This is a genomic window from Nitratireductor sp. WH36-1 (assembly GCF_058725515.1).
Genome location: NZ_CM178970.1, coordinates 3,596,454 through 3,618,949, shown reverse-complemented (window position 1 = coordinate 3,618,949; position 22,496 = coordinate 3,596,454). Strand labels below are relative to the sequence as shown.

The window sequence follows — 22,496 nt, the reverse complement described above, 5'->3', positions numbered from 1 at the left end:
CCGCATGACGTCGTTTCGTGATCAGGCGGCCTTGGCCTGCTTGAGAAGGTCGGTCGCGTCTGCGGAAAGACCGTCGAACTTTTCCATCTGCAGCACGAAGACCTCTTTCGAACCAGCCAGTTCATTGAGGTCGAAGCAGGTGTAGTTCAGGCTGCGATAGGTGCGCAGGTAGAAGCGGCGGCGGGCCAGATCCGACAGGTTCGTCCAGCAGGTGAACTCCGTCGCATAGGCTTCGCTGCTCGAATTTGAGAGGCCTGCGACCTCCAGATGGCCGCCATCCTCGCTCGGATAGTCAATGGTCACGCCGCGCGGGCGGTCGAAATTGTTCATGACATGCGCCAGCGTCTGCACGGCCTGATCGGCGGTCTTCGCCTTCTCGGTGTACTGGGCGTAGTAGGCGGCCCGGACAAAGCGTCCCACCGAGGTGTTTGAGGCGGGAAGACCGGCCGTGGCGATCCCTGAATCCGGCTGCACCGCCTTGTAGCTTCCGAAGGTCGCGCTCGTCTTGTCGACATTGCTGAGGAACGTGTAATTGTCGAGATTGGTCAGGTGCCAGCTGAACTCCGGCCCGTTGGTCATCACGCCGACGGGGTTGTCATAGAGCTTCATCTCACCCTTGTTGAACTCGATCACCAGGCAGGCGCCCGATGCGTCGTGAACGACGTAGTGGAACGGCGATTCAACGCCCCCCAGAAGCGCCAGCGCTTCCAGAAGCACCGGCTGCTCGCCGAGGGCCTGTTTGACCTCGGCCACAGTGGCGAACTGGCTGAGCGCCCACGAACCCAGATCCGTGGCCGAAAGCACGGCCTGCGTTGCAGCGACGGCCTTCTGGGCGCCACCGGCAGCGGGGTAGGAGAGGAGGCTGAAGGTCAGCCCGTTTTCGTTCATGCCTTCCAGCGGCTTGAGATCCTGAAAGCCCAGCGGGGCCTCTGCCGTCGGCAGGCGGCCGGGCATGGTTACGGCGACAAATCCGTATTTACCTGTAAACTTGAGGGCCGGGTGACCTTCACTTTCTGAGGAAAACGGAACACCGGCCGGGAAATAGACGACCTGGTATGGCAAGTCGGTCGTAAGCTCCAGTGTCCGCCCGAAATAAACGTTGTCGGAGACGTCGCGGTAAATAAGAGATGTGCACATATACGATATTCCTCAATGCGATTCAGGGAAACACTAAGCTGGCGAACAATACTTGTCCATTAACGTGACATGAGTTCGGTGTTTGCGATTACAAATTTGTAATCTTCTCCAATCTGAGCTTTGAACTCTTTGTTAACCACGCTGTTTCGGTCTCTGGAGCACGGCTTTATGCCCTGGCCTGAAGGCCACAGAGCCGGCTGCGCATTTCCTCCAGCGTCACGCGATACCCATCAAGCTGCTCATTGGGCGCGCGCTCGCTGCGGGGCTCGAAATAGGCCATGTCCAGCATCTCGTCAGCGTGTTCCAGATCGCCAAAGGCACGCATGGAAATCGCCAGATCGCTGTCGCGCCGATCCTTGGTTTCGCCAGCCAGAGATTTGAGATCGCCCCTGACGCGGTCGAGCGTGTCGCGCACCTCGTTGACGACGCTTTTCGGCCAGAACTGCGTGAAAATGACGTAGATCACGAAGATGCCGACGAAAATGCCCATGATCCTGTCGCCAGCCTGCGAAAACTCGAAGCTGGGGCCAAATCCGTTCAGCGTGGTCAGCAGGAAGGCGAGGGCGATCTGGACGCCGCTATAGGAGATGCGCTCGTTCCCGGAGGAGACCCACGCGCCCACCAGCGTGCCGGCGAAGACGAGGATCATCAGCCCGCCAATGCTGGTGAGGTGGGGCATGATGAACAGGAGTGCGCCAACGCCCATGGCAGCGCCGATGAGGCAGCCCACGATGCGCAGCGTGAGCTTGCGTACGGTTTCACCCGTCGTGCCGAGCGCGGCCACATAACAGGTGATCAGGGCCGTGTGGATGCCGTCCCACTGAATGCCGGTGTAGATCAGGTAACAGATGATCGCGGCCAGCGAGGTTTTCAGCGCATAGCGCTGGTGATCGGGGTTGGTGAAGGCGTCAGCCGACAGAAGCCGCTGCGGGGCGGGCTTCGGCGACGCGCCGCCATCGGGCTTTGAAAGCGCTGCAAGCGCCTCGGACAGTTTGCGTGCAGCAGCACTGTCAGCGGTCGCGTTTTCAGGTGCAGGGGCAGCCGGGGTGTTGCCCGAGGCGATCTCATCGGCAGCCTGCCGGAGTTCACCTGCCAGTGCGCGGGCGCGTTCCGGGGCAATGCTGCCCGCAGGTGCGAGCGACGCAAGCATGACGCGATAGCTGGTCTCGACAGCGCCGTTCAGCCATGTCGATTTCTCTTTGGAGATCAGGTGAAGCAGCTTCACCGTCAGCATCTGCTGCAGGGAAAGGTCGTTGCCTTCGGCCAGCAGCTCCTGCAGTTCTTCGCCTGCGTCAGGGTGCTCCAGCACGTCCGCACTGGCGCGCAGGCGGCGCACGATCCTGTTGCGCACCAGTGTCTGTGCGGGAATGCCGAGGACCAGATTGAACAGGATCATCAGGGCCATGGGCATGCAGGCCATTTTCCAGGCCGCGAGAAGCCCCTGATTGCCGATCTGGCCAATCGGCACATCCGTCACCAGCGTCATGATGAAAGCGACGATGAGGCCGACAATGGCGGCCTGCTCTCCGAGCGGTGTGGTCGAGCTCAAAAACAGGAAGACATAGGAGACGCCGAACATGATCGCCAGCCGCATGGCCGGGCTGTCGATGCTCATATTGATCACCGGGATCATGAGCACGACCACCAGCGTGGCCAGCAGGATCAGGCCGAAACCCATCAGGCAGTTCTGAACGGCGTCTTCCTTCATCAGGAAGATGATCAGGTAGCAGCTGATCGACGCTTCCGGAATCTTGAACATCATCGCCGCAGCGGTGACGATCGCGCACAGAAGCGCGACCCGCCAGGTCAGCCCGAAGCGGCCGGCAAAAGGCTGCAGGTCGGCCCAGGCCTGGCCGAGCAGGCGCGAAAGGGGTGAGCTAGCAGGAGTCATCGCGGTGGATCACCGAAACGGCGGATGCGCCCACTCTCATGAGATCTTCCGGGGGATCGACCAGCCGGATGCGCACCGGAAAGCGCTGCTGAACGCGCACCCAGTCGAGAGACTTCGGAACGATCGGCAGGCCCACCGGCAGGGTGATGAAATCCTTTGACGAAACGCCCCAGCCGATGCTCTCCACGGTTCCCTTGATCGCCCGCTTGCGGTCGGCAAGCGCGTAGACCGTGGCGCAGTCGCCAACGGAAATGCCGGGGAGAACGGTTTCGACATAGGCGGCGGAGGCAAACCACGCATCGGTCTTGATCAGGGTGAACATGGACTGCGCGGGCAGCACATATCCGCCCTTGCCGACCGTCAGATCGACCACGCGCCCATCGGCGGGCGCGCGGATCACCGTGCCGGCCAGCTCATGTTCGGCGATGGCGAGGGCGGCCTGACGGGCGCGGATCAGCGCTTCGACGCCTTCTTCATCGCCCACCAGCGCCTCGGCGGCTTCCTGCTGACGCAGCGCCTCGTTCAGGCTGACTTCCGCATCGCGCTTGACGGTCCTGGCGTCATCGATCTGCTGCGCGGAGACATAGCCCTTGGACTGCATCGGAAGCAGGCGGTCGAGCGTCTGGGTCGCCAGCTCGAGATTGGCCGTGGCGCGCGCAACCTGCTCCGCAGCGATCTGCGCATTGGCGCGCTCGGCCTGGATGTTGCGCGTCTGGTCGTGGGCTGCGGCCGTTGCGATCTCCAGATCCGCACGGGTCTGCTCCACGGCCATCCGGTATGCGGAATCGTCCAGCTCGACAAGAATGTCGCCCTCGCGGACCATGGCGTTTTCGCTCACATGCAGGGCCTTGATGCGCCCGGCAACGCCGGCGGCGATGCTCACCGTTTCGGCATCGAGCGATGCATCGTCGGATAGCGGATTGGCCTGTGTCTCCAGATGGCTGCGATAGGCGAGCGCGCCTGCGCCGGCGATGATCGCCAGACTGATTGCACCACCGAGGACGGCGAGAACGCGACGGGAAGGGGAGTGCTTCATTTTCTAGCGCCCAAATGCCAGGAAAGAGATGATGAAGGTGAGCCCCAGAGCCATGCTCATATAGACAGGGACACGCCAGCGCAGGATGTCATCGAGGCCGATCAGGACGAAAACCAGCCGCAGAACGACCGTCAGAATGACGCCGGCAAAAAGGCTGAGCAGCCAGTAGGGAAAAAAGCTGCCGAACATTGGCACCGAGGGTGCCGCCGCATGGGCGGACGCACTGGTGGCCAGAAGGGCTGCCAGCGGCAAGAGGAGCCTAAAACGGCCACCGGTGCGGGGGCTGGATTGTCTTCGCACGGTAACCTCCTTTTCGTCTGTCGGTCGTCGAGCCGGACGACACTGCGGGTTCGGGGCGGTTTCGGGCCATGCATGCCCGAAACCGTTATGCCGATTGGTCAGAAGCGATAGGTAAGACCGATAACCGGCCCGCTCATGGTCGTGTCGAACACGTGCCCGTCATCTTCGTAATTGATGTCGAGATATTTGTAGCCGGCTGACACGGACAGGTGATCCGTCATTGTGTAATTCGCCGTGGCCAGAACCGACCAGGTGGAGTTCGATCCACCGCCAAACCCGCCGACATCGGCCTGTGCCTGAAGCGAGAGCTTCTCCGTCATGCGCAGAAACGCGCGCGCGCCGATGACCGGATCGACCCAGCCGAAATCCTCGCCATAGCTGATCCTGCGCTTCTGGCTGGCGACCTCGACGTCCAGATCGACATCATTCGAGATGTGCCAGAAGCGCACGCCGCCGAGCACGTCGAATGTGAAGTCAGGCGTTTCGATCACACGGTAGCCGGCCTGCAGCGTCGAGGTGAACTGCCTGGTGTCGATCGATGCATCAAGCCGCACGGAGAGGGGCGGGCGCGGGATCGTGCCGTGGACGACCTTGCTGTCCGTGGTCGAGACGTAGAGCATGTCGGCTGAAAACACGAAGCGCTCATACCGGCCCCAGACATTCACGAAGCCGGCAAAGTCGAGATCCTCAATCACGTCGGAGAAGCTCTTTTTGATGCCGATTGTCGGGCTGCGGCGAAACGGCGATACATCGCCGCTGAGGCCCGTGCCCCACACATAGGGCGTGATCTGTAGCACCCACGGGCGCTCGGTTTCGCCCTCGTTCTCTGCGGGAACAGGAAGGTCCGAGGCCTTCGCGCCAAGTGCAGTCGCTGTAAGGGTGGCGGCAGCCAGAACAGCCAGTGATGCACGCATTCCTATGCTCCCAATGTGTTTTTCTGGATGCGGCCATCCTTGATGATCAGCTTCATGCTGGTCTCGGGATCGGCGATCAGGTCGATGTTTTCCAGCGGATTGCCGTCGAGCAGCAGAAGATCGGCAAAGGCGTCGGCTTCAACGACGCCGAGCTTGCCGGAATAGGGGTTGCGCGGTCCCGACATCGCCAGCAGGTCGGCATTGCCGCTCGTCAGCATCCGCAGAACGTCGGCATTGTCATACCAGCGGGCGAACTTGGTCAGCTGCTTGCCCTGGCTGGCGGTCGCCTGCGGGTTGAACAGGATGTCGGTGCCCAGCGCCATCTTGACGTCGAACTTCTTGCCCAGCTCCACGGCGCGCACCGTGCCTTCGGCAATCAGCTTCTGCTGCTCGCGCTGCAGCGGATTGGGATACATGTTGGAATCTTCATCGGCGAGGAATGGCTGAATGGACCACCACGCGCCCATGTCGGCCATCTGGCGCGCTGCCTCTTCATCGGCAAGCTGCCCGTGCTCGATGGAGCGGACGCCGCCGGCCAGGGCGCGCTTGATGCCATTCGAGGTGTAGACATGGGCGCACACATAGGTGCCCCAGTCTTCAGCGGCCGTCACGGCCATGCGGATTTCTTCCTCGGTGAACTGAAGGCTGTCGAGCGGATCGTAAGCGGAGGCAACGCCGCCGCCCGCCATGATCTTGATCTGGCTCGCTCCGAGCATGAGCTGTTCGCGCACCCGGCGCAGAACTTCCGGCACGCCATCGGCGATCGCCGAAATGCCGGCTTCTTCCGCATGGCTCAGATTGGTCTGGGGCGAACGCGGCAGCTCGTAGAGCGGGCGGAAGTCGCCATGGCCCGAAGTCTGTGACACCATGGCGCCGCACGGATAGATGCGCGGGCCGGGGATGCGGCTTTCATCAATCGCACGCTTGACGGAGAAGGAGGGGCCGCCCGCATCGCGAACCGAGGTGAAGCCGCGCATGACGGTGCGCTCCGCCTCTTCGGCCGCAACGAGATGCACATAGGGCACCTGCGCTGTCATCGCGGTCACCTGGGAAATGCCGGCAAGCATTGTGTGCCAGTGCGCGTCGATCATGCCGGGCATGATCGTGCGTCCGCCGCAATCGATGATTTCGGCATCGCTCACGGTATCGTCCTGTGCCGGCAGGGCTGCGATGCGCGCGCCTTCGATCAGGATGGATTTGCCATCGATGAGCTGCGCCGAACGGCCATCGAAAATACGCACATTCTTGAGCAGGATCGGCTTTGGAGCCGGCTGCGCGAAGCTTGGCGAGGCAACGCCAAGAGCGGGCGCGGCCAGTGTTGCCGCGATGCCGCGCAGGACCGAACGGCGCGACAGGCCCTTGTCGACACGCTGAAAAAGGCTGAGCGCTTCAGGACTGTGGCAGGCACAGTTCAGGCCGTGAACCAGGTGCCCGTATTTCTTTCCCAAACGAAGCCGCATCATATTCTCCTGGGCGAATGGATTGTGTTCCGGCGCAACAATGACCGGAACTAGCGAACCGCCTGTGACGGTGCGTTCTTGGAGGTCATGTTCCCGAGCGAGAAGGCGAGCGTGGAGGCCGCGATCAGCGAGGCGGCATGGGCGTCGGCCTGCGCCTGTCGCGCGTCCAGAAGCCCGGTCTCCGCCGTCGTCACATCGGTGATCGGCACGAGCCCGTTCTTGAAGGCCTCGAACGACGCGTTGTAGGTGACGCCGGCCGCATTGACGAGTTCGCTCGCAGCGCTGTGCGAAGCCAGCGCCGAGCGCAGCGTGTCGGAGGCGACGACAATCTCGCGGATGGCTGCGGTGCGTACCTGCTCATGGGTGGCGATGGCCGCCCTCGTTACCGACTGTGCCTGACGGCGCTGGTTGGCGCGCAGGCCGCCATCATAGATCGGCACCGAAGCGCCGACGACGATGCCGGTCGAGGTGTTCTGAAGCCCGAGGCCCGGCAGGCTGCCGGCCTGAATGCGGCCATTGTTCGCGGCTGCCATCGCGCCGAGATAGACTTTTGGCATGAAGGCGGCGTCGGCGGCGCGGGCATTGGCCTCGCTGGCCTTCACCGCTGCGTAGCTTGCCAGAACGTCGGGCCGGCGGGCGAGCGCGGTCCTGACCAGTTCCTCTGTCGGCAGGGCGCGGGGGCGCGGCAGACGACGCGCCGCATCGCTGGCAATCTTGATGTTGGTGTGGGGCGAGAGGCCAACTGCGCCAAGCAGATCCTGATAGGAATCGCGCGCCGTGTCTTCGGCCTGCACGAGGCGGAAACCGGACTGGGCGACGATCTGTTTCGCCTGTGCGGTTTCGATCGTGGTGCCGACACCGTTCTTGTAGCGTGTGTTGGCGGCATCCTGCAGACGCCGGCTGTTGGTCAGCGTCTGCCGCGCGATCTGCAGGTTCCTGCTGGCCGCGCCATACTGATAATAGGCGCGCGTGATGTTGTAGATCAGCGCCTGATGCGTGCCGTTGAAACTCACGCTGGCTGCATAGGCGTTCTGCTTGGCGGCGTCGCGCCATGCCTGTCGTTCGCCGAAATCGAAGATCAGCCATTGCAGGGTGACGCTCGGAACCGCGCCGCTGACGGTCGTGTCGAGATAGGCTGTGCCGCCTGTCAGCGTGGGGATCGGCGTTGTCACCTCCTGCTGACCGGCGATGATGTTGGCCGTGATGACGGGCAGGAAGGTGGCCTCGACCATGCCCACGGCGGTGGCCGCCTGCCGCGCCTGCTCCCATGCAACGCGCGTCGCAGGGTTCAGCCGCTGCCCCATGTCGATCAGCTCGGGCAGCGTGTAGGCGTGGTCCCTGCGGATCTGCGGGGTGGACGATGCGGGAGAACGTTGGTCGGCGCTGGAGATGGGGGAAGCCGCCTCCATATTTGCCGGCACAGAATAGTCGCCGCTCTTGCCTTCAGCATTCCACGCCTGGTCGGGCGCGGGCGAGGTCAGCTCGGACATCTCGGATACACAGGCTGCCGGTAAGGCGCTCAGGGCCAGTAGCAGGGCAAGCCTGGGGAGACGGGAAACAGTGACTCTTGTTGTTCGCGACACACAACGCCCCATTGCTACTCAAACCCGCAGCGGTCGCGCTGCACTTGCTTCCAGACTTAGGTCACCAATTCGACACCAAGATTACAGCGTTCCTGCAAAAAACGTGTCGGCGCCAATAGCATCTATTGGAGTTCTTTCGTTTCTGGAAGGCAAGGTCAAGACCGCCATTTTACTTCTTCTCACGCGTTTAGTCGTTTGGCGGCGCTCGCAAAATACGTGGCCATGGGGTGGCCATGTGCTGGATTCGCTGAAAACTTGCGAAAAAACAGGCCGAATTCGAATGAACAGCCCGAAGAACCATGTTTCCTGTGAACAGCTTTAAAAAATGCGCGGGTTTCATTCCCGCAGGGCGCAGGATAATGCTTCGATGCGCATAATCGTAATATGGCTAACCGTTTGGCGTCAGGCCCCTCACATACGCTTCGATATTTATTGCTTGGAAGATTGGCGAAATGATTCGTAATCCAGCCTGGACACTCGCAGCGCCCATTGTGGCACTTGGCTTATCGTTCTTCATCGAACATCAGGCCGGTGAAACGACTTCAGTCTTTCTGTTACTCCTCGCTGCGCCGTTTCTGTTTCTGTCGGTTTTTTCCGCAGTCCATCATGCCGAGGTGATTGCCCATCGGGTTGGCCAGCCCTTCGGTTCGATCCTTCTGGCGCTGGCCGTGACGATTATCGAAGTGTCGCTGATCGTGTCCGTTCTTCTGGCCGATCCTGCGGGCGACAGCCCGGTGGCCCGCGATACCGTTTTTGCAGCCATCATGATCGTGTTGAACGGCATTGTCGGCGTCTGCCTGCTGGTCGGCGGCATTCGCTATCACGAGCAGGGCTTTCAGGGGCGCAGCGCCACGGCGGCTCTGGGCGTTCTGGGCACGCTGGCCGTGCTCGGTCTTGTGCTGCCGAACTTCACGGTCGGCGAGCCGGGGCCGGTTTATGCGCCGGCACAGCTTATCTTCGTCGCCGTCGTTTCGCTCAGCCTTTATGCGCTGTTCCTGTTCGTCCAGATGTTCAGCCATCGCGACGACTTTCTCGATATAGGAGAGCCCCAGGGACATGGGCACGATCATGCGCATGAGCCTCCGCCGCGCCGTATGCTCATATCCTCGCTTCTGGCGCTGCCTGTGTCGCTTGTCGCCGTTGTCATGCTCGCGGAAATCCTGGCCGATCCCGTGGGGGAGAAGATCGAACAGGCCGGCCTGCCCGACGCACTGGTTGGCGTGGTCATCGCCCTGATGGTGCTCATGCCCGAAGGCATTGCGTCCATCCGCGCGGCTGCACAGAACCGTCTCCAGACCAGCCTCAATCTGGCGCTCGGTTCGGCGCTCGCCAGCCTCTGTCTGACCATTCCGACCGTTGCGTTGATTTCGGTTTTTCAGGGCAAGACGCTGATCCTCGGTCTGGCGTCCGAGCACATGGTGCTTCTCGTGCTGACGCTCTTCACCAGCACGCTGTCGCTGGCGACCGGGCGAACCACGATCATGCAGGGCGGCATTCACCTGGTGATCTTCGCCGCCTTTATCACCATCTCGATCCTTCCCTGATTTTCCCCCTGATTTTCCGTGCACGCCACCATGACGAACCAGCAAACGCCACCTCGTAATCGCGGCCTTCTTCGCTTTTCCGCCATCTGGTTTCAGCGTCTGGCGCTGGCTGTCATCTGCGCCATGCCCCTGGGTGTCGCGGCACCCGCCGCCGCACAGGACGAACCTTTGATCGTCGGGGTTCACGAAAGCCCGCCCTTCGTTTCCGAAGAGGAAGGGCGCTTCTCCGGCATGGCCATCGATCTCTGGGAGTATCTGGCCAAAGAACTGGAGCTGGAATATCGTTACGTGCCGTTCGACACCGTCAGCGAGATGGTCAATGCAACGGCCGCAGGCGAGTTGGATGTCGCCGTCACCAATCTCACGATCACCGAGACGCGCGCCGAACGCATCGAATTCACGCAGCCATGGTTCGATTCCGGTCTGCGCATCATGGTCAATGACAGTGGTTCGAACGGCTTGTGGGACCTGCTGCGGGGCCTGCGGGATTCAGGCTTCCTCACAGCCTATGCATGGCTTGGTTTCGTCGTTCTCGCCGCCACGTTTGGCTACACGCTCTTTGACCGGCATTTCGACACATCATTTCCCAAACGCTGGCGCGACGGGCTGGCGGAGAGCTTTTACTCTGTCATGACGATTGCCACCTCGGGCAAGCCGCCTGCGCGCAAGAACCTGTTTGGCTGGTTCGGGCGTGTCTGGCAGGGCCTGTGGCTCGTCTTCGGTGTGATTGTCGTCGCATTCGTGACCTCTTCGGTAACCAGCGTGATGACCACCCTGTCCCTGCGTGGCGAAATTCACAGCGTTGCCGATCTCGGTGGCCGCGTTATCGCGGTTACGGACGGGAGCACGGCCGAGGAATTCGCGCAGGCTGCGGGACTGGCCGTGGTGCCGTTCCCGAATATCTCCCGCTCCGCCGACGCTCTGCTCAGGGGGCATGTGGATGCGATCATCGGCGACAAGCCGGTGCTGGAGTATTTCGCCAACAACCACCCGGCAGCGCCTTTCTCGGTTGTCGGCGCGGTTTTCAATCCCGACAAATACGGCTTCGGCCTGCCGCCGCAGAGCCCGCTGCGCAAGCCGCTCACCGTCGAGGTGATCGGGGCCCGGGAGGACGGGACGATCCGCGAGCTTGCGGTGCAGTATTTCGGGAGCAATCCCTGAAGGGCATGAGAACGGTTGAGGTCCTGACCCTAGCTCAGGTCGGGGCTCCCGATCTTTCCGGCTGCGCTGAAGGAATAGCCGACGCCGTAGACGGATTTTATCGGCGGGTCGATGTCGGTCTGGTCGAGGATCTTGCGTCGTAAGCGGCTCACCACCGCGTCGAGATGGCGGTTGTCGAACTGGGTCTGCCGCCGGGAGAGGATCCGGGCCAGTTCCTCGCGGGAGCGTGGCGTACCGGAATTCTCGATCAGTGCGCCGATGAAGGAATTCTCGGTCGCGGTGAGCTTTACCGAACTGCCATCGGGAGAAAGCAGGGTCCAGCTCACCGTATCGAGCACCCAGGTTCCTGTCTGCCCGTCATGTGCCTGGTTCTGGGGCAGGCGGCGCAGCAGGCTGTGAACCGCTGCGGTGATCTCGCGCAGGCTGCTGTGCTTGACGAGATAGATATCCGCGCCGCTGTCAAAGCCGCGCACCCGGCTTTCCGTGTCGCCATGCGCAGTCAGCATGATGATGCCGCAATCGAGCCTTGCCCGGATCATCTCCGCCAGATGGAAGCCGTCGCCGTCCGGCAGGGTTATGTCGAGGATCACAACGTCGGGCCGTGCCTGCACTTCAAGGGCTTTTTTCAGCTCACCGGCCGTTCCAACGCCGGCTGCGTCAAACCCCTGCAGGTGCATGTAGTCGATCAGGTCGCCCCTGAGGGCGTCTTCATCTTCGACAATCAGTATCCGGCTCATGCGGTTTTCTCCTCCCACCGCTCCGTATCGTTCATCGGCACCAGGCCGGGCATCGGCAGCATGACGGTTGCGACAGTGCCGCCGCCGCTGCGCGCCTTCAGGTTTACCGCGCCGCGGTGGTAGCCAAGCAATTGCCGGCATGTGTGAAGCCCAAGTCCGTTGCCCGCCGTCTTCCCCGTGTTTGGGGCGCGAAAGAAGCGTCGTCCCACATGGCTGAGCGCCCCTTCGGGAATGCCGATGCCGCGATCGGACACCTCCATGATGAGAAGTTTGTTGCGCGCGGAAATGGCGATCTCGACCGGTTTGTCATCGGCTGAATATTTGAGCGCGTTGTCGATCAGGTTGACGATTACGGTGCGCAGCATCTCGACATCCGCCCAGTAATCGGAAACCGCCTCGACGGTCGTGAAGTGCAGTCGGTCGCCAAGACCAACCTGATCGAAATGCCGCTGGATGTCCTGTGTCAGTTCGCCGATGTCCAGCTGCTCGACCTTGAGCACGCCCTCGACCTGTCGTTCGGTCGATAAAAAACGGTCGATGAGCATGGTCATCCGGGAGACGGCGTCATCAATGCTCCTGAGGCGCTTGGTGACGGCCTCCGAGCGGCGCTTGAGCATCATCTCGAGCATCTCGCTGGCATAGCGGATGCCGGCCAGCGGGGTGCGGAATTCGTGGCTCACCATGCGAATGAGCTGTCGCTGCTCTTCGCGCGCGGCCTTTTCCGCATCAAGGCTGGCGGAAAGTTCGCCTTCAAGCCGCCGCCGTTCGGCAACCTCACGGGCGAGCGCCGAGTTCCTGTCGCGCAGGTCGTTTGAAAGGCGCATGCCGACCATGAACAGAAGGCAGATGAAAAAGCCGACAATGAACAGATGGCCCTGGAAAAAGTACCAGGCGTTCACATCGCTCAGCAGCGCGCCATGGGCGAAAGTGTCCGGGTACCAGTAGAGCAGGAAACTCTGCAGGAGGCTTGCGCCGACATATTCCCCCAGCAAAGCGATGGTGATCCAGCGCAGGAAGGGCGGCTGGGTGCGGTCCATGTAGAGGGTCTTGATCATGACCCCCATCATGACGACGGTGAAAGCCGTGGAGGCATGAATGCGCAGTTCGAGGCGCTCGGGCGCAAGCGCCACCGCCATGCCCCAGAAAACGAGATGCGCGGCCAGGCAAAAAACGCCGATCCTCAGGCATCTTGGCTGGCCGAGAAACCGGGCCATGCCATCGGCAAGCAGAACCAGCCCGATCTTGATCATCATGTTGTCGAGCACGATGCGCAGCGCCGAAGCCTCCTGACCACGCTGAAGCAGGAGAAGCAGGCCGAGCGCGATGGCCACGAAGCCGGCGGCGATGACTTTCAGCTCATAGAGATGACGCCAGGACATCCACACGAGAACCCAGGCGATTGCCTGGAGTGTCGTCGTGCAGAATTCCAGCAGCAGCAGCGTCTTGAGGTCGAGCATGACCTTTGATGACGCAAGCTTTGGGCCGGTGCAAGAAGGCAAGGCCGGTGAAAACCGTCATTTCTCGTGAAGCGGCTAAAAAGCGGCGATACCTGTAAGATTTGGTCAGTATTCGTCAGAATTTGCAGGAATTCGCTGGCCGGACATGGCCCCGAAGTCGGCTTGTGCATCCTTGGGCGCCTTCTCGACGGCCTGGAGGGGCGGGTGGAGTGTGTGAGTCGCTTACGCTTTTTGGAATGCGACGCTGTCAATACGTATGGATACCAGTTTTTGAGAATAGACCAGTCGACATATATCGGTTTATATTAACCGGTTGTTTAATTGTATATTTTCAAGTTTTATTTGGGTGATCAAGTATATTCAAAATTCCACATGAATTCATTGCGCGTGTGAGTCCGGTGTATTAATGGTTTGCATAGGCAAAGGATTTCAGTGGGGCTTGCTGGGGCGATGAATTACTTTTCTCTTGCGCTTCTTGTTGCTTTCGGCGGAGCCGTTGGTTCGGTTGGGCGCTGGTCGGTCGGGCTTCTCGCCAACCGCATCTGGGGCGATGCTTTTCCCTGGGGTACGATGATCGTCAACATCATCGGTTCTTTCGTGATCGGTGTTGCTGTCGAGATCATATCGCGCGCCGCCGTCAGTTCTGCAGAGTGGCGGGCCCTTGTCGTTACCGGGGTTCTGGGCGGCTTCACGACATTCTCCTCGTTCTCGCTTGATACGATCCAGTTGATCGACAAGGGCGAAAGCCTTGCCGCCTTCTACTACGTCTTCATCACGATCGTCGTTTCGTTCGGATTTGCGTTCATTGGCGTGCACGCCGCCAAGTTGTATTTCAACGGAGTGCAAGCGTTTTAGTATATGTATGGCGTTTTTCTGCGTTAACCTATGGTTAATCAATAAAAAAATGAAAAACGCTTGTATGCATTTTGTATTCCATGGCAGGTATTAGAGGGTTTTTGAAGGAGGGTGGCTTTTACGTGGCGGCGCGACGTTCGCCTTGGGTGTTTTTACAATCAAGCGGGCTGTTTTGTCTGCTTTGAGCGATAAAAGCATTTGGGAGGTGTGTCGCTAAATCGTCGTCAAACAGCTCTGATCCGGAGGCGTTGCGCTTTTTCTGGATCTGCGGCTGGCAGGGATTGTCTGCATGTCGGTGCCCCACCGACCTGCGCGACGTGCAAGTTTATCCATTCTGACAGGGAAGAAGTACATGCACTTTACACCAAGAGAGATCGACAAGCTTCTGATTTACACGCTTGCGCAGGTCGCTCAGCAGCGGAAGGATCAGGGGCTGAAGCTCAATCACCCCGAGACCGTTTCGCTCATTTCCGTGGCCGCTCTCAACGGCGCGCGCGCCGGCAAGACCGTCGAGGAAGTGATGGAGATCGCCCGCAAGGAGATCACCCGCGACGATGTGATGGAAGGCGTCGTCGAGATGATTCCTTTCGTGCAGGTGGAAGCCGTGTTCACCGATGGTAGCCGGCTTGTGACGATCCACGATCCTATCCAGTAGTGCGTGCCGCGAAGGGAGCTTCTTAAATGACCGAACAGAAAAAAACGCCAGTCGGCGGACTGGTGCTTGGCGAAGGCGACATTGAAATCAATGCCGGCTACCCGACCACGGACCTGAAGGTGCGCAACACGGGCGACCGTCCGATCCAGGTTGGTTCCCACTTTCATTTCTTCGAAGTGAACGCTGCTCTGGAATTCGACCGCGAGCAGGCCTTCGGAAAACGCCTGAACATCCCTGCCACGACAGCCCTGCGCTTCGAGCCGGGCGATGAAAAGGAAGTCACGCTGGTCCCGTATCAGGGCAAGCAGCGCGCCATCGGCTTCAACGGCCTCGTCAATGGCTGGGTCGGCGACGAGAGCTACGACGATTCCCGTCCGCGTCTCGCCGATGCCATGGAGCGCGTCGAGCGGTACGGCTTCAAGACGGAAAAATAATCGCCCGGGCGCAATCTCGTTTTACAGGACTTATGAAATGGCAAAGATTTCCAGGCAGCAGTATTCCGACCTTTACGGACCGACGACCGGCGACAAGATCCGCCTCGGTGATACCGATCTCTACATCGAGATCGAGGAAGACCTGCGCGTCTACGGTGAAGAGGCCGTCTATGGCGGCGGCAAGACGCTGCGCGACGGCATGGGCTTCGACAATGAGTTGACCAGCGCCGCCGGCGCGCCCGACCTCGTCATCACCAACGTCACCATCGTTGACGCGGTGCAGGGCGTTATCAAGGCCGATGTCGGCATCAAGAACGGTCTGGTCTGCGCCATCGGCAAGGCCGGCAACCCGGCGATCATGTCGGGCGTCACGGCCGGTCTCGCGCTTGGACCGGGCACCGATGCAATCTCCGGCGAGCACCTGATCCTCACGGCCGGCGGCATCGATGCGCACGTCCACTTCATCTCCCCGCAGCAGGCCGAGGCCGCGCTCAGCAATGGCGTGACTTCGCTGTTTGGCGGCGGCATCGGCCCCACCGACGGCACCAATGGCACGACCATCACGCCCGGCACGTGGAACGTGGAGATGATGCTCCGCTCGTTCGACGGCTGGCCGGTCAACGCAGGCGTTCTGGGCAAGGGCAACTGCTCGACCCGTCTGCCGATGGAAGAGCAGCTGCGCGCCGGCGTCATGGGCCTCAAGATCCATGAGGACTGGGGCAGCACGCCGGAAGCGATCCGCACCGCGCTCGGTGTCGCAGACGATTTCGACATCCAGGTTTGCATCCACACCGATACGCTGAACGAAGCCGGCTTCGTGGAAAACACGATCGCCGCTTTCGAGGGCCGCACGATCCACACCTACCACACGGAAGGTGCGGGTGGCGGTCACGCGCCGGACATCATCCGCGTTGCCGGGCAGTCGAACGTCATTCCGAGCTCGACCAACCCGACGCTGCCCTACGGCATCAACTCGCAGGCAGAATTGTTCGACATGACAATGATCTGCCACAACCTCAGCCCGAAGATCCCGACCGACGTTTCGTTCGCGGAGAGCCGTGTTCGCCCGGAAACCATCGCCGCAGAGAACGTGCTGCACGATCTCGGTGCGATCTCCATCCTGTCCAGTGACAGCCAGGCCATGGGCCGTGTCGGCGAAAACTGGGTCCGCGCGATCCAGACCGCAGATCTCATGAAGAAGCGCATGGGAGCCTACGAAGGCGATACGTCCGGCAACGACAATCAGCGCGTGCTGCGCTTTGTCTCCAAGGTCACCATCAACCCGGCCATCGCACAGGGCGTCAGCCATGTGGTGGGCTCGATTGAAGTGGGCAAGATGGCCGATCTGGTTCTCTGGGAGCCGGCATTCTTCGGCGCGAAGCCGAAGATGGTCATCAAGGGCGGTTTCGTCTCCTGGGCGCTGATGGGCGATCCGAACGCATCGCTGCCGACGCCGCAGCCGGTTCGTTACCGCCCGATGTATGGTTCGTTCGGTTCGGCGCTGCCGAAGACGCGCGTCACCTTCACGTCGCAGGCGGCTTACGAAGACGGCATTGTCGACCATTACGAGCTCAAGTCGCACGTGATTCCGGTCCACGGAACGCGCACGATCAGCAAGGACTCGATGGTTCGCAACAGCGCGCTGCCGGTGATCGAGGTGAACCCCGAAACCTTCGCGGTCACCGTCAATGGCAAGCATGCAACCATTGAGCCGGCAACCAGCCTGCCGCTGAACCAGCTCCACTTCTTCAGCTAAGAGACATGACGCCCGCGCAGGAGCTTCGGCTTTTCTGCGCGGGCGTCTCAATACCCTTCACAGAAGTCTGTTTCGGAGAAACGCCGATGCAGTTTCCGCCGCAGCCCGGCGGTTTCGCGGGCATGGCGGACGAATTTTGGCGCAACCGCTACAGCATCCAGGGATAGAAAATGATTCTTGTCGAAAATGCTCTTGGAAACCTGAACGATCCGGTCTGGCAGGAGAAGGCCAAAGACCTGCAGGTGGATTATCTGGCGCTTGAACAGTGGGAAGCCCCCAAAAGCCGTCTGCGCAAGATGAGCGAAGGCGGTGTCGAGATCGCGATTTCGCTGCCGCGTTCGCAGCACCTGCACAATGGCGACATCCTCCACCATGACGAGGCGAAGAACCTCATCGTCGTGGCCCGCATCGCGCTCAAGGAAGTGATGGTGATCGAGCTTGAGAGCCTCGAGAGCCGCACGCCGCAGGAAATCCTGAACATCTGCTTCCAGCTTGGCCATGCGCTCGGCAACCAGCACTGGCCTGCCGTGATCAAGGGAAGCACGGTCTACGTGCCGCTCTCCGTCGACCAGAAGGTCATGGCTTCGGTGATGAAGACCCACGCCATCGAAGGCGTGAAAAGCCATTTTGCGCCGGGCGAGGAAATCGCCGCCAAACTGGACGCAAGCGAAGTGCGCATGCTGTTTGCCGGCGCCGACGCAACGCCGCACCATCACCACCACCACGTGCACGAACACTGAAGGCCGATGGCGGATCGAAAGAAGGGGGCGAAACGCCCGAAGAATGACATGCTGCTTCTGTCGCGGCTGCTGCAATTCTCCGACTCGACGCTTCCGGTTGGTTCGTTCGCGTTTTCGAATGGCCTGGAATCGGCGCTGCAGACCGAGGTTGTCACCGATGCTGACAGCCTCCAGCGCTTCGTCGAGGTCGTTCTGCGGCAGGCGGCCCACATGGACGGGATCGCCCTGCTGCACGCGTACCGGGCCATCACCGCGGGCGACTATGACGGCGTTCTGGCGGCAGACCAGGCATTGTGGAACCGGCGTGTCGGCGAAGAGCAGCAGCTCATGCTCGCCCGCATGGGCCGCAAGCTTGCCGAACTGTCGCTGAAGATCAGTGCGTTTCCGCATCTCGAGCGCTGGCTGGCCGGGATCAAGGCAGGCGAAACGCCCGGCTGTTTCCCGATCGGTCAGGCCATGGCTTTTGCGCAGCTCGGCGCGGACGAGAAGCAGGCTTTCGTCGTTCATCAATATGGCGTCGCCGCGATGATCATGAGCGCGGCAGTGCGCCTCATGCGGATCGACCACCTCGATACCCAGCGCATTCTCTTTGCGGCGCAGGAAAGCGTCGAGGACGAATATGCGAGCGTCTGCGGCCTGGAGCTGGAAGAGATGTCCAGTTTCGCGCCCGTCTTCGACGTTCTGGTGGCGCATCACACGACAACACATGTCCGGCTGTTCATGAACTGAGCGGCTGGCTGAAGCAGGATTGGCAAAATGAAGAAAATCACACGCATTGGCATTGGCGGTCCGGTTGGCTCCGGCAAGACGGCCGTGATCGAGACCATCACGCCGCGTTTGCTTGATCTCGGCGTGAAGCCGCTGATCATCACCAACGACGTCGTGACGACCGAAGATGCGAAGCAGGTTCGCCGCACGCTCAAGGGCATTCTCGTCGAGGAAAAGATCGTCGGTGTTGAAACCGGCGCGTGCCCGCACACGGCAGTGCGCGAAGACCCCTCGATGAACATCGCCGCCGTCGAGGAGATGGAAGAGAAGTATCCCGACAGCGACGTGATCCTGATCGAGTCGGGCGGTGACAACCTGACGCTGACCTTCAGCCCGGCGCTTGCCGACTTCTACATCTACGTCATCGACGTGGCCGCAGGCGACAAGATCCCGCGCAAGAATGGCGCCGGTGTCTGCCAGTCCGACATTCTGGTCATCAACAAGACGGACCTGGCTCCCCATGTGGGCGCGGACCTTGGCGTGATGGACCGCGATTCCAAGCTCATGCGCGGCAAGAAGCCGTTTGTCTTCACCAACTGCAAGACCGGTGAAGGCGTCGACGAGCTGATGCAGCTCATCATGGATATGGCGCTGTTCGACGTGAAGCCGGCAGCCAAGGCTGAAGACACGGTAGCGTAACGCCATGGCATTGCACGAACGCCTGCGAAGGCTCGACGATTATCGGGAGCTCAGTGGCTTCAAGACCGAACCTGCGCAGATGCGTGCTGCCGGCCCGGGAAAGATCGGGGAGCTGCGTCTGGGGTTCACCAGGCGCGGCGACCGGTCGGTCCTCTCGGACCTCTACCGCGTGGCCCCGCTGCTCGTGCAGCAGGCGCTCTACTGGGATGAGGCCATGCCGGAATTGCCGATATGCGCGATCATCTCGGTCGGCGGCGGCATCCTGCAGGGCGACCGCTACACGATCGACATTTCGGTCGGCGAGGGGGCCTGCGCGCAGGTCACCTCGCAGGGCGCGAACCGCATTCACCAGATGGACGCCAACTATGCTTCGCAGCATCAGGAGGTTGTCGTCGGCGCGGACGCGTATCTGGAATATCTGCCGGACGTCACTATTCCCTACCGGGATTCCCGCTTCATCAACGACACGGACCTGATCGTCGATGAGAGCGCCACGGTGATCTATGGCGAGATGATGATGACCGGCCGCAAGCATCACCATGCAAGCGAGCGTTTCGGCCTCGATCTCCTCTCCATGTCGGTCAATGTGCGCCGCCCGGACGGGCGCAAGCTCTTCACCGAGAAGGTGCTGATCGAAAAGGGCAACAACACCGGCGACTTCGCCGCCGTGATGCGCGGCTTCGACGCGTTTGCAAACATCATGTGCCTGACGCCGCCCGAAACGGCCGAGCGCATCAAGGCGCGCATGGACACGAACTGGCCGGATGAGAATCCGCGCGCAATCTCCGGCGTTTCCGCGCTGCCCAACGGGGCGGGGCTGATGCTGCGCGCCGTCGGCATCGAAAGCTACGATGTGCGCCGCGAGGTCAGGCGTTTCTGGAAAGTCGTACGGGAAGAGGCTCGCGGGCGCACACTGCCCGAAGAGTTCCTTTGGCGCTAATCAATCCGTGAGGGGGCTGCTGTGAACGAAAATCGGCAAGGCTTTTTATTTCAGTGCCTGCGTGGTGCAGGGCAGGTGTTCTTCATGGAGAACGCGCTGACGGGTCTGTTGTTTCTGGTGGCGATTGCCTATGCGAGCTTCGCGGGCGGAGACTGGGCGACGACCATCGGCGCGCTTGTCGGTCTGGTGGTGGCAACACTCACGGCAAGGCTGCTTGAGTGCGACGAAGCCTCCATCACGTCCGGCCTGTTTGGCTTTAACGGCATCCTCATCGGCATCGCCATGCCGACCTTCATCACCGCATCGCCGGAACTCTGGTTCTATGTGATTGTCGGGGCGGCCATGAGCACGGTCGTGACCGCCGCCATGGGCGCGACCATCACCAAGAGCTGGGGCATTCCCGGATCGACGGGGCCGTTTGTCCTGACGGGCTGGCTGCTCATGGCGGGCGCCTATGCGTTCGGTGCGCTCGACATTGCCAGCGAACAGCCAAAACTGGTCTCCGACTATGTGCAGGGCGCGGAGATGATCCCGTCTTCGGTCGAGCTCGTTCAGATTTTCTTCCGGAACATCGGTCAGGTCTTCCTGCTTGGCAACGAGATCAGTGGCGTCATTATCCTCGTCGGTATTCTCATCGCCTCGCGGCCTGCGGGCATCGCGGCAGTGCTTGGCTCTCTGATTGCCATGATCGCCGCCATTGTCCTGCGGGCAGACCCGTCATCGGTCAGCCAGGGGCTCTTTGGTTTCAGTGCGGTGCTCACCGCCATGGCGATCGGCGTGGTGTTCCTCAAGACATCGCCGAAGGTCATTGCCTATGCGCTTCTGGCGACGATTGTGACGGTCTTCCTGCAGGGGGCCTATGATGTGCTCATGTCGCCGCTCGGGCTGCCGTCTTTCACGGCCCCTTATGTTCTGACGCTCTATCTCTTCATCGTGCCAAAGAAGCTTCTGGCCCCGCATCCGCACAAGCGTGTGCGCGAGCATCTGGTCGGCAAGGCGGCGGACGCACCGGCGAAGTAGAGAAAACCTGTCTGGCGCACCGCGCCAGCAACGAAGCATCAGGCGCGATGGCCTGATGGTTGATGGCCTGACGGTTGATGGATTGTCAGGCCATCGTCCTGTTTCAAAACTGCAAGTCCTTTTGCCTGCCATGGCTTGTTTCCGTCGGCGGGCCACAGGGGGAAATCGTGGATATCACCGTCATCATCTTCCTGCTGGTCTATCTGGCGCTCATGCTCGGCTATCTTCCGGGCTTTCGCGTCGATCGCACAGGTGCGGCGGTGATTGGCGCGCTCGCCATGATCGGTTTCGGACGGATTTCGCCGGAGGCCGCGTGGGCGGCCATCGACTACCAGACGCTGGGGCTTCTGTTCGGTCTGATGATCGTGTCGGGGGCCTATACGGTTTCGGGTTTCTACCCCTGGGTGGCGGCAAAGGTCGCCTCACTGCAGGTGTCGCCGCCAGCCCTGCTGGCCATTCTGATCGTCACGGGCGGCGCGCTTTCCTCGGTTCTCACCAAGGATGTGGTCGTGGTGGCCATGACGCCGCTTCTGGTCGCGATCACGCTGTCGCGCGGGCTCAATCCGATCCCGTTTCTTCTGGGCTTTTGCTTTGCCGTCAACACCGGGTCCGTCGCCACGATCCTCGGCAGCCCGCAGAACATGATCGCGGCTCAGACGCTGAACCTTTCCTTCACGGGCTTCATGAAGATCGCGCTCGTGCCTGCGCTCATCTCCCTGCCGGTTGTGTGGGCGACCGTCTCGTGGCTTTACCGCAATCGCTGGACGCTGGACACGGTGTCCGCCGGCCCCGCTACCCCTACCACAGCCCCCGTCGAGAACCCGCCGCTCGACCGCCTCGAAACGCTGAAGGCAGCGGTGATCACCGTCGCCATCATCGCGGCTTTCGTCTTCACCGACTGGCCGCGCGAAATGGTGGCGATGTCGGCGGCAGCGGTCATGCTCGTCAATCGTCGTGTGGCGTCGAAGGACGTTCTGGGAACCGTGGACGGCAATCTGATGCTGCTCCTCACCGGGCTGTTCGTCGTGAACGCCGCTTTGACGGCGACGGGGCTGCCGGAAAAGGTCATTCACGAATTGCAGGCAGCCGGCATCGACTTCTCCGATCCGGCGACCCTCTTTCTGGTCATAACGGGCCTGAGCAATGTGGTTGGCAACAATCCGGCCGTCATGCTTCTGGTGCCGTTCATTCCGCATTCGGGAGAATCGGATGCCCTCGGCGCGGCGCTGGCGCTTGGCACCGGCTTTTCGAGCAACCTGATCGTGTTTGGAAGCCTCGCCGGTATTATCGTCGTGGAGCGCGCAGCCGCTGCTGGCATCAAGATCAGCATGCGGGAATTCTGCCGGGCGGGCATTCCGGTCTCGATCCTGTGTATCGCCCTTGCACTCATCTGGATCGCAATCCTGACATGAGTGGAACGACACAGCATCTCCAACCGTCGATGAACAACGCCGCCAAAAGTCACATGA

The 22,496-nt window shown here is 61.1% G+C and carries 21 protein-coding genes; 12 read left to right on the top strand and 9 right to left on the bottom strand.

Translation table 11 applies throughout. The features are described 5' to 3' along the window. Positions 1–21: 21 nt before the first annotated feature. The 7 genes from AC4PTT_RS17380 to AC4PTT_RS17350 all read right to left on the bottom strand — a co-directional run bounded on the left by AC4PTT_RS17380 (position 22) and on the right by AC4PTT_RS17350 (position 8,228). Entirely contained in the window at positions 22–1,137 is a 1,116-nt protein-coding gene (locus AC4PTT_RS17380) for a linear amide C-N hydrolase (RefSeq protein WP_492161750.1), read from the bottom strand. A gap of 166 nt (positions 1,138–1,303) precedes the next feature. Further along, the gene (locus AC4PTT_RS17375) at positions 1,304–3,028 is read right to left on the bottom strand and encodes an FUSC family protein (RefSeq protein WP_492161749.1); all 1,725 of its coding nucleotides are present in this window, start codon (positions 3,026–3,028) and stop codon (positions 1,304–1,306) included. Beyond that, a complete protein-coding gene (gene mdtN, locus AC4PTT_RS17370; RefSeq protein WP_206546949.1) occupies positions 3,015–4,064 on the bottom strand; it encodes a multidrug transporter subunit MdtN in 1,050 nt (349 codons plus the stop codon). The genes AC4PTT_RS17375 and mdtN overlap by 14 nt, the downstream gene beginning before the upstream one ends. Before the next feature lie 3 nt (positions 4,065–4,067). Then, positions 4,068–4,364: a YtcA family lipoprotein gene (locus AC4PTT_RS17365; RefSeq protein WP_492161748.1), complete on the bottom strand. Its 297-nt coding sequence runs from the start codon at positions 4,362–4,364 to the stop codon at positions 4,068–4,070. Between the two features lie 98 nt (positions 4,365–4,462). Beyond that, positions 4,463–5,278, bottom strand: a complete 816-nt coding sequence (locus AC4PTT_RS17360) for a DUF481 domain-containing protein (RefSeq protein ID WP_492161747.1) — start codon at positions 5,276–5,278, stop codon at positions 4,463–4,465. A gap of 2 nt (positions 5,279–5,280) precedes the next feature. Then, positions 5,281–6,738: a metal-dependent hydrolase family protein gene (locus AC4PTT_RS17355; RefSeq protein ID WP_113156173.1), complete on the bottom strand. Its 1,458-nt coding sequence runs from the start codon at positions 6,736–6,738 to the stop codon at positions 5,281–5,283. A gap of 50 nt (positions 6,739–6,788) precedes the next feature. Next, positions 6,789–8,228, bottom strand: a complete 1,440-nt coding sequence (locus AC4PTT_RS17350; protein ID WP_283800170.1) for a TolC family protein — start codon at positions 8,226–8,228, stop codon at positions 6,789–6,791. Between the two features lie 545 nt (positions 8,229–8,773). On the opposite strand from AC4PTT_RS17350, the gene AC4PTT_RS17345 reads away from it, so the two are divergent. Continuing rightward, a complete protein-coding gene (locus tag AC4PTT_RS17345; protein WP_206544609.1) occupies positions 8,774–9,865 on the top strand; it encodes a calcium:cation antiporter in 1,092 nt (363 codons plus the stop codon). A gap of 30 nt (positions 9,866–9,895) precedes the next feature. Continuing rightward, entirely contained in the window at positions 9,896–11,026 is a 1,131-nt protein-coding gene (locus tag AC4PTT_RS17340; RefSeq protein ID WP_492161746.1) for a transporter substrate-binding domain-containing protein, read from the top strand. Positions 11,027–11,055: 29 nt separating this feature from the next. Here the strand turns inward: AC4PTT_RS17340 and AC4PTT_RS17335 are convergent, their stop codons facing one another. Both AC4PTT_RS17335 and AC4PTT_RS17330 read right to left on the bottom strand, forming a co-directional pair. Then, positions 11,056–11,763, bottom strand: coding sequence for a response regulator transcription factor (locus AC4PTT_RS17335; protein ID WP_113154167.1), 708 nt, complete (start codon positions 11,761–11,763; stop codon positions 11,056–11,058). Beyond that, the gene (locus AC4PTT_RS17330) at positions 11,760–13,220 is read right to left on the bottom strand and encodes a sensor histidine kinase (RefSeq protein WP_492161745.1); all 1,461 of its coding nucleotides are present in this window, start codon (positions 13,218–13,220) and stop codon (positions 11,760–11,762) included. The genes AC4PTT_RS17335 and AC4PTT_RS17330 overlap by 4 nt, the downstream gene beginning before the upstream one ends. A gap of 450 nt (positions 13,221–13,670) precedes the next feature. Here AC4PTT_RS17330 and crcB point away from each other — a divergent pair, with 450 nt between their 5' ends. From crcB to AC4PTT_RS17280, 10 genes are all read left to right on the top strand, one after another. Then, the gene (gene crcB / locus AC4PTT_RS17325) at positions 13,671–14,075 is read left to right on the top strand and encodes a fluoride efflux transporter CrcB (RefSeq protein WP_113154169.1); all 405 of its coding nucleotides are present in this window, start codon (positions 13,671–13,673) and stop codon (positions 14,073–14,075) included. 352 nt (positions 14,076–14,427) lie between these two features. After that, positions 14,428–14,730, top strand: coding sequence for an urease subunit gamma (locus tag AC4PTT_RS17320; RefSeq protein ID WP_113154170.1), 303 nt, complete (start codon positions 14,428–14,430; stop codon positions 14,728–14,730). Between the two features lie 26 nt (positions 14,731–14,756). Further along, positions 14,757–15,164: an urease subunit beta gene (locus AC4PTT_RS17315; RefSeq protein WP_113154171.1), complete on the top strand. Its 408-nt coding sequence runs from the start codon at positions 14,757–14,759 to the stop codon at positions 15,162–15,164. A gap of 37 nt (positions 15,165–15,201) precedes the next feature. Beyond that, positions 15,202–16,920, top strand: a complete 1,719-nt coding sequence (locus AC4PTT_RS17310; RefSeq protein WP_113154172.1) for an urease subunit alpha — start codon at positions 15,202–15,204, stop codon at positions 16,918–16,920. A 170-nt stretch (positions 16,921–17,090) separates the two neighbouring features. Continuing rightward, a complete protein-coding gene (locus tag AC4PTT_RS17305) occupies positions 17,091–17,660 on the top strand; it encodes an urease accessory protein UreE (RefSeq protein ID WP_113154173.1) in 570 nt (189 codons plus the stop codon). 48 nt (positions 17,661–17,708) lie between these two features. Continuing rightward, on the top strand, positions 17,709–18,389 hold the full coding sequence (locus AC4PTT_RS17300) for an urease accessory UreF family protein (protein WP_206554348.1): 681 nt from the start codon (positions 17,709–17,711) through the stop codon (positions 18,387–18,389). Between the two features lie 27 nt (positions 18,390–18,416). Beyond that, entirely contained in the window at positions 18,417–19,067 is a 651-nt protein-coding gene (gene ureG / locus AC4PTT_RS17295) for an urease accessory protein UreG (RefSeq protein WP_113154174.1), read from the top strand. A gap of 4 nt (positions 19,068–19,071) precedes the next feature. Beyond that, positions 19,072–20,007, top strand: a complete 936-nt coding sequence (locus AC4PTT_RS17290) for an urease accessory protein UreD (RefSeq protein WP_113154175.1) — start codon at positions 19,072–19,074, stop codon at positions 20,005–20,007. A gap of 21 nt (positions 20,008–20,028) precedes the next feature. After that, complete coding sequence (gene yut / locus AC4PTT_RS17285) at positions 20,029–21,027, top strand: urea transporter (RefSeq protein WP_297562047.1); 999 nt, start codon at positions 20,029–20,031, stop codon at positions 21,025–21,027. 167 nt (positions 21,028–21,194) lie between these two features. Then, the gene (locus AC4PTT_RS17280) at positions 21,195–22,439 is read left to right on the top strand and encodes an ArsB/NhaD family transporter (protein ID WP_492161744.1); all 1,245 of its coding nucleotides are present in this window, start codon (positions 21,195–21,197) and stop codon (positions 22,437–22,439) included. Positions 22,440–22,496 lie beyond the last annotated feature (57 nt).

Bases quoted from the DNA above. Each gene is read 5' to 3' on its own strand.
- AC4PTT_RS17380 (WP_492161750.1), bottom strand. From the start codon at position 1,137: ATGTGCACATCTCTTATTTACCGCGACGTCTCCGACAACGTTTATTTC.
- AC4PTT_RS17375 (WP_492161749.1), bottom strand. From the start codon at position 3,028: ATGACTCCTGCTAGCTCACCCCTTTCGCGCCTGCTCGGCCAGGCCTGG.
- mdtN (WP_206546949.1), bottom strand. From the start codon at position 4,064: ATGAAGCACTCCCCTTCCCGTCGCGTTCTCGCCGTCCTCGGTGGTGCA.
- AC4PTT_RS17360 (WP_492161747.1), bottom strand. From the start codon at position 5,278: ATGCGTGCATCACTGGCTGTTCTGGCTGCCGCCACCCTTACAGCGACT.
- AC4PTT_RS17355 (WP_113156173.1), bottom strand. From the start codon at position 6,738: ATGCGGCTTCGTTTGGGAAAGAAATACGGGCACCTGGTTCACGGCCTG.
- AC4PTT_RS17350 (WP_283800170.1), bottom strand. From the start codon at position 8,228: ATGTCCGAGCTGACCTCGCCCGCGCCCGACCAGGCGTGGAATGCTGAA.
- AC4PTT_RS17345 (WP_206544609.1), top strand. From the start codon at position 8,774: ATGATTCGTAATCCAGCCTGGACACTCGCAGCGCCCATTGTGGCACTT.
- AC4PTT_RS17340 (WP_492161746.1), top strand. From the start codon at position 9,896: ATGACGAACCAGCAAACGCCACCTCGTAATCGCGGCCTTCTTCGCTTT.
- AC4PTT_RS17335 (WP_113154167.1), bottom strand. From the start codon at position 11,763: ATGAGCCGGATACTGATTGTCGAAGATGAAGACGCCCTCAGGGGCGAC.
- AC4PTT_RS17330 (WP_492161745.1), bottom strand. From the start codon at position 13,220: ATGCTCGACCTCAAGACGCTGCTGCTGCTGGAATTCTGCACGACGACA.
- crcB (WP_113154169.1), top strand. From the start codon at position 13,671: ATGAATTACTTTTCTCTTGCGCTTCTTGTTGCTTTCGGCGGAGCCGTT.
- AC4PTT_RS17320 (WP_113154170.1), top strand. From the start codon at position 14,428: ATGCACTTTACACCAAGAGAGATCGACAAGCTTCTGATTTACACGCTT.
- AC4PTT_RS17315 (WP_113154171.1), top strand. From the start codon at position 14,757: ATGACCGAACAGAAAAAAACGCCAGTCGGCGGACTGGTGCTTGGCGAA.
- AC4PTT_RS17310 (WP_113154172.1), top strand. From the start codon at position 15,202: ATGGCAAAGATTTCCAGGCAGCAGTATTCCGACCTTTACGGACCGACG.
- AC4PTT_RS17305 (WP_113154173.1), top strand. From the start codon at position 17,091: ATGATTCTTGTCGAAAATGCTCTTGGAAACCTGAACGATCCGGTCTGG.
- AC4PTT_RS17300 (WP_206554348.1), top strand. From the start codon at position 17,709: ATGCTGCTTCTGTCGCGGCTGCTGCAATTCTCCGACTCGACGCTTCCG.
- ureG (WP_113154174.1), top strand. From the start codon at position 18,417: ATGAAGAAAATCACACGCATTGGCATTGGCGGTCCGGTTGGCTCCGGC.
- AC4PTT_RS17290 (WP_113154175.1), top strand. From the start codon at position 19,072: ATGGCATTGCACGAACGCCTGCGAAGGCTCGACGATTATCGGGAGCTC.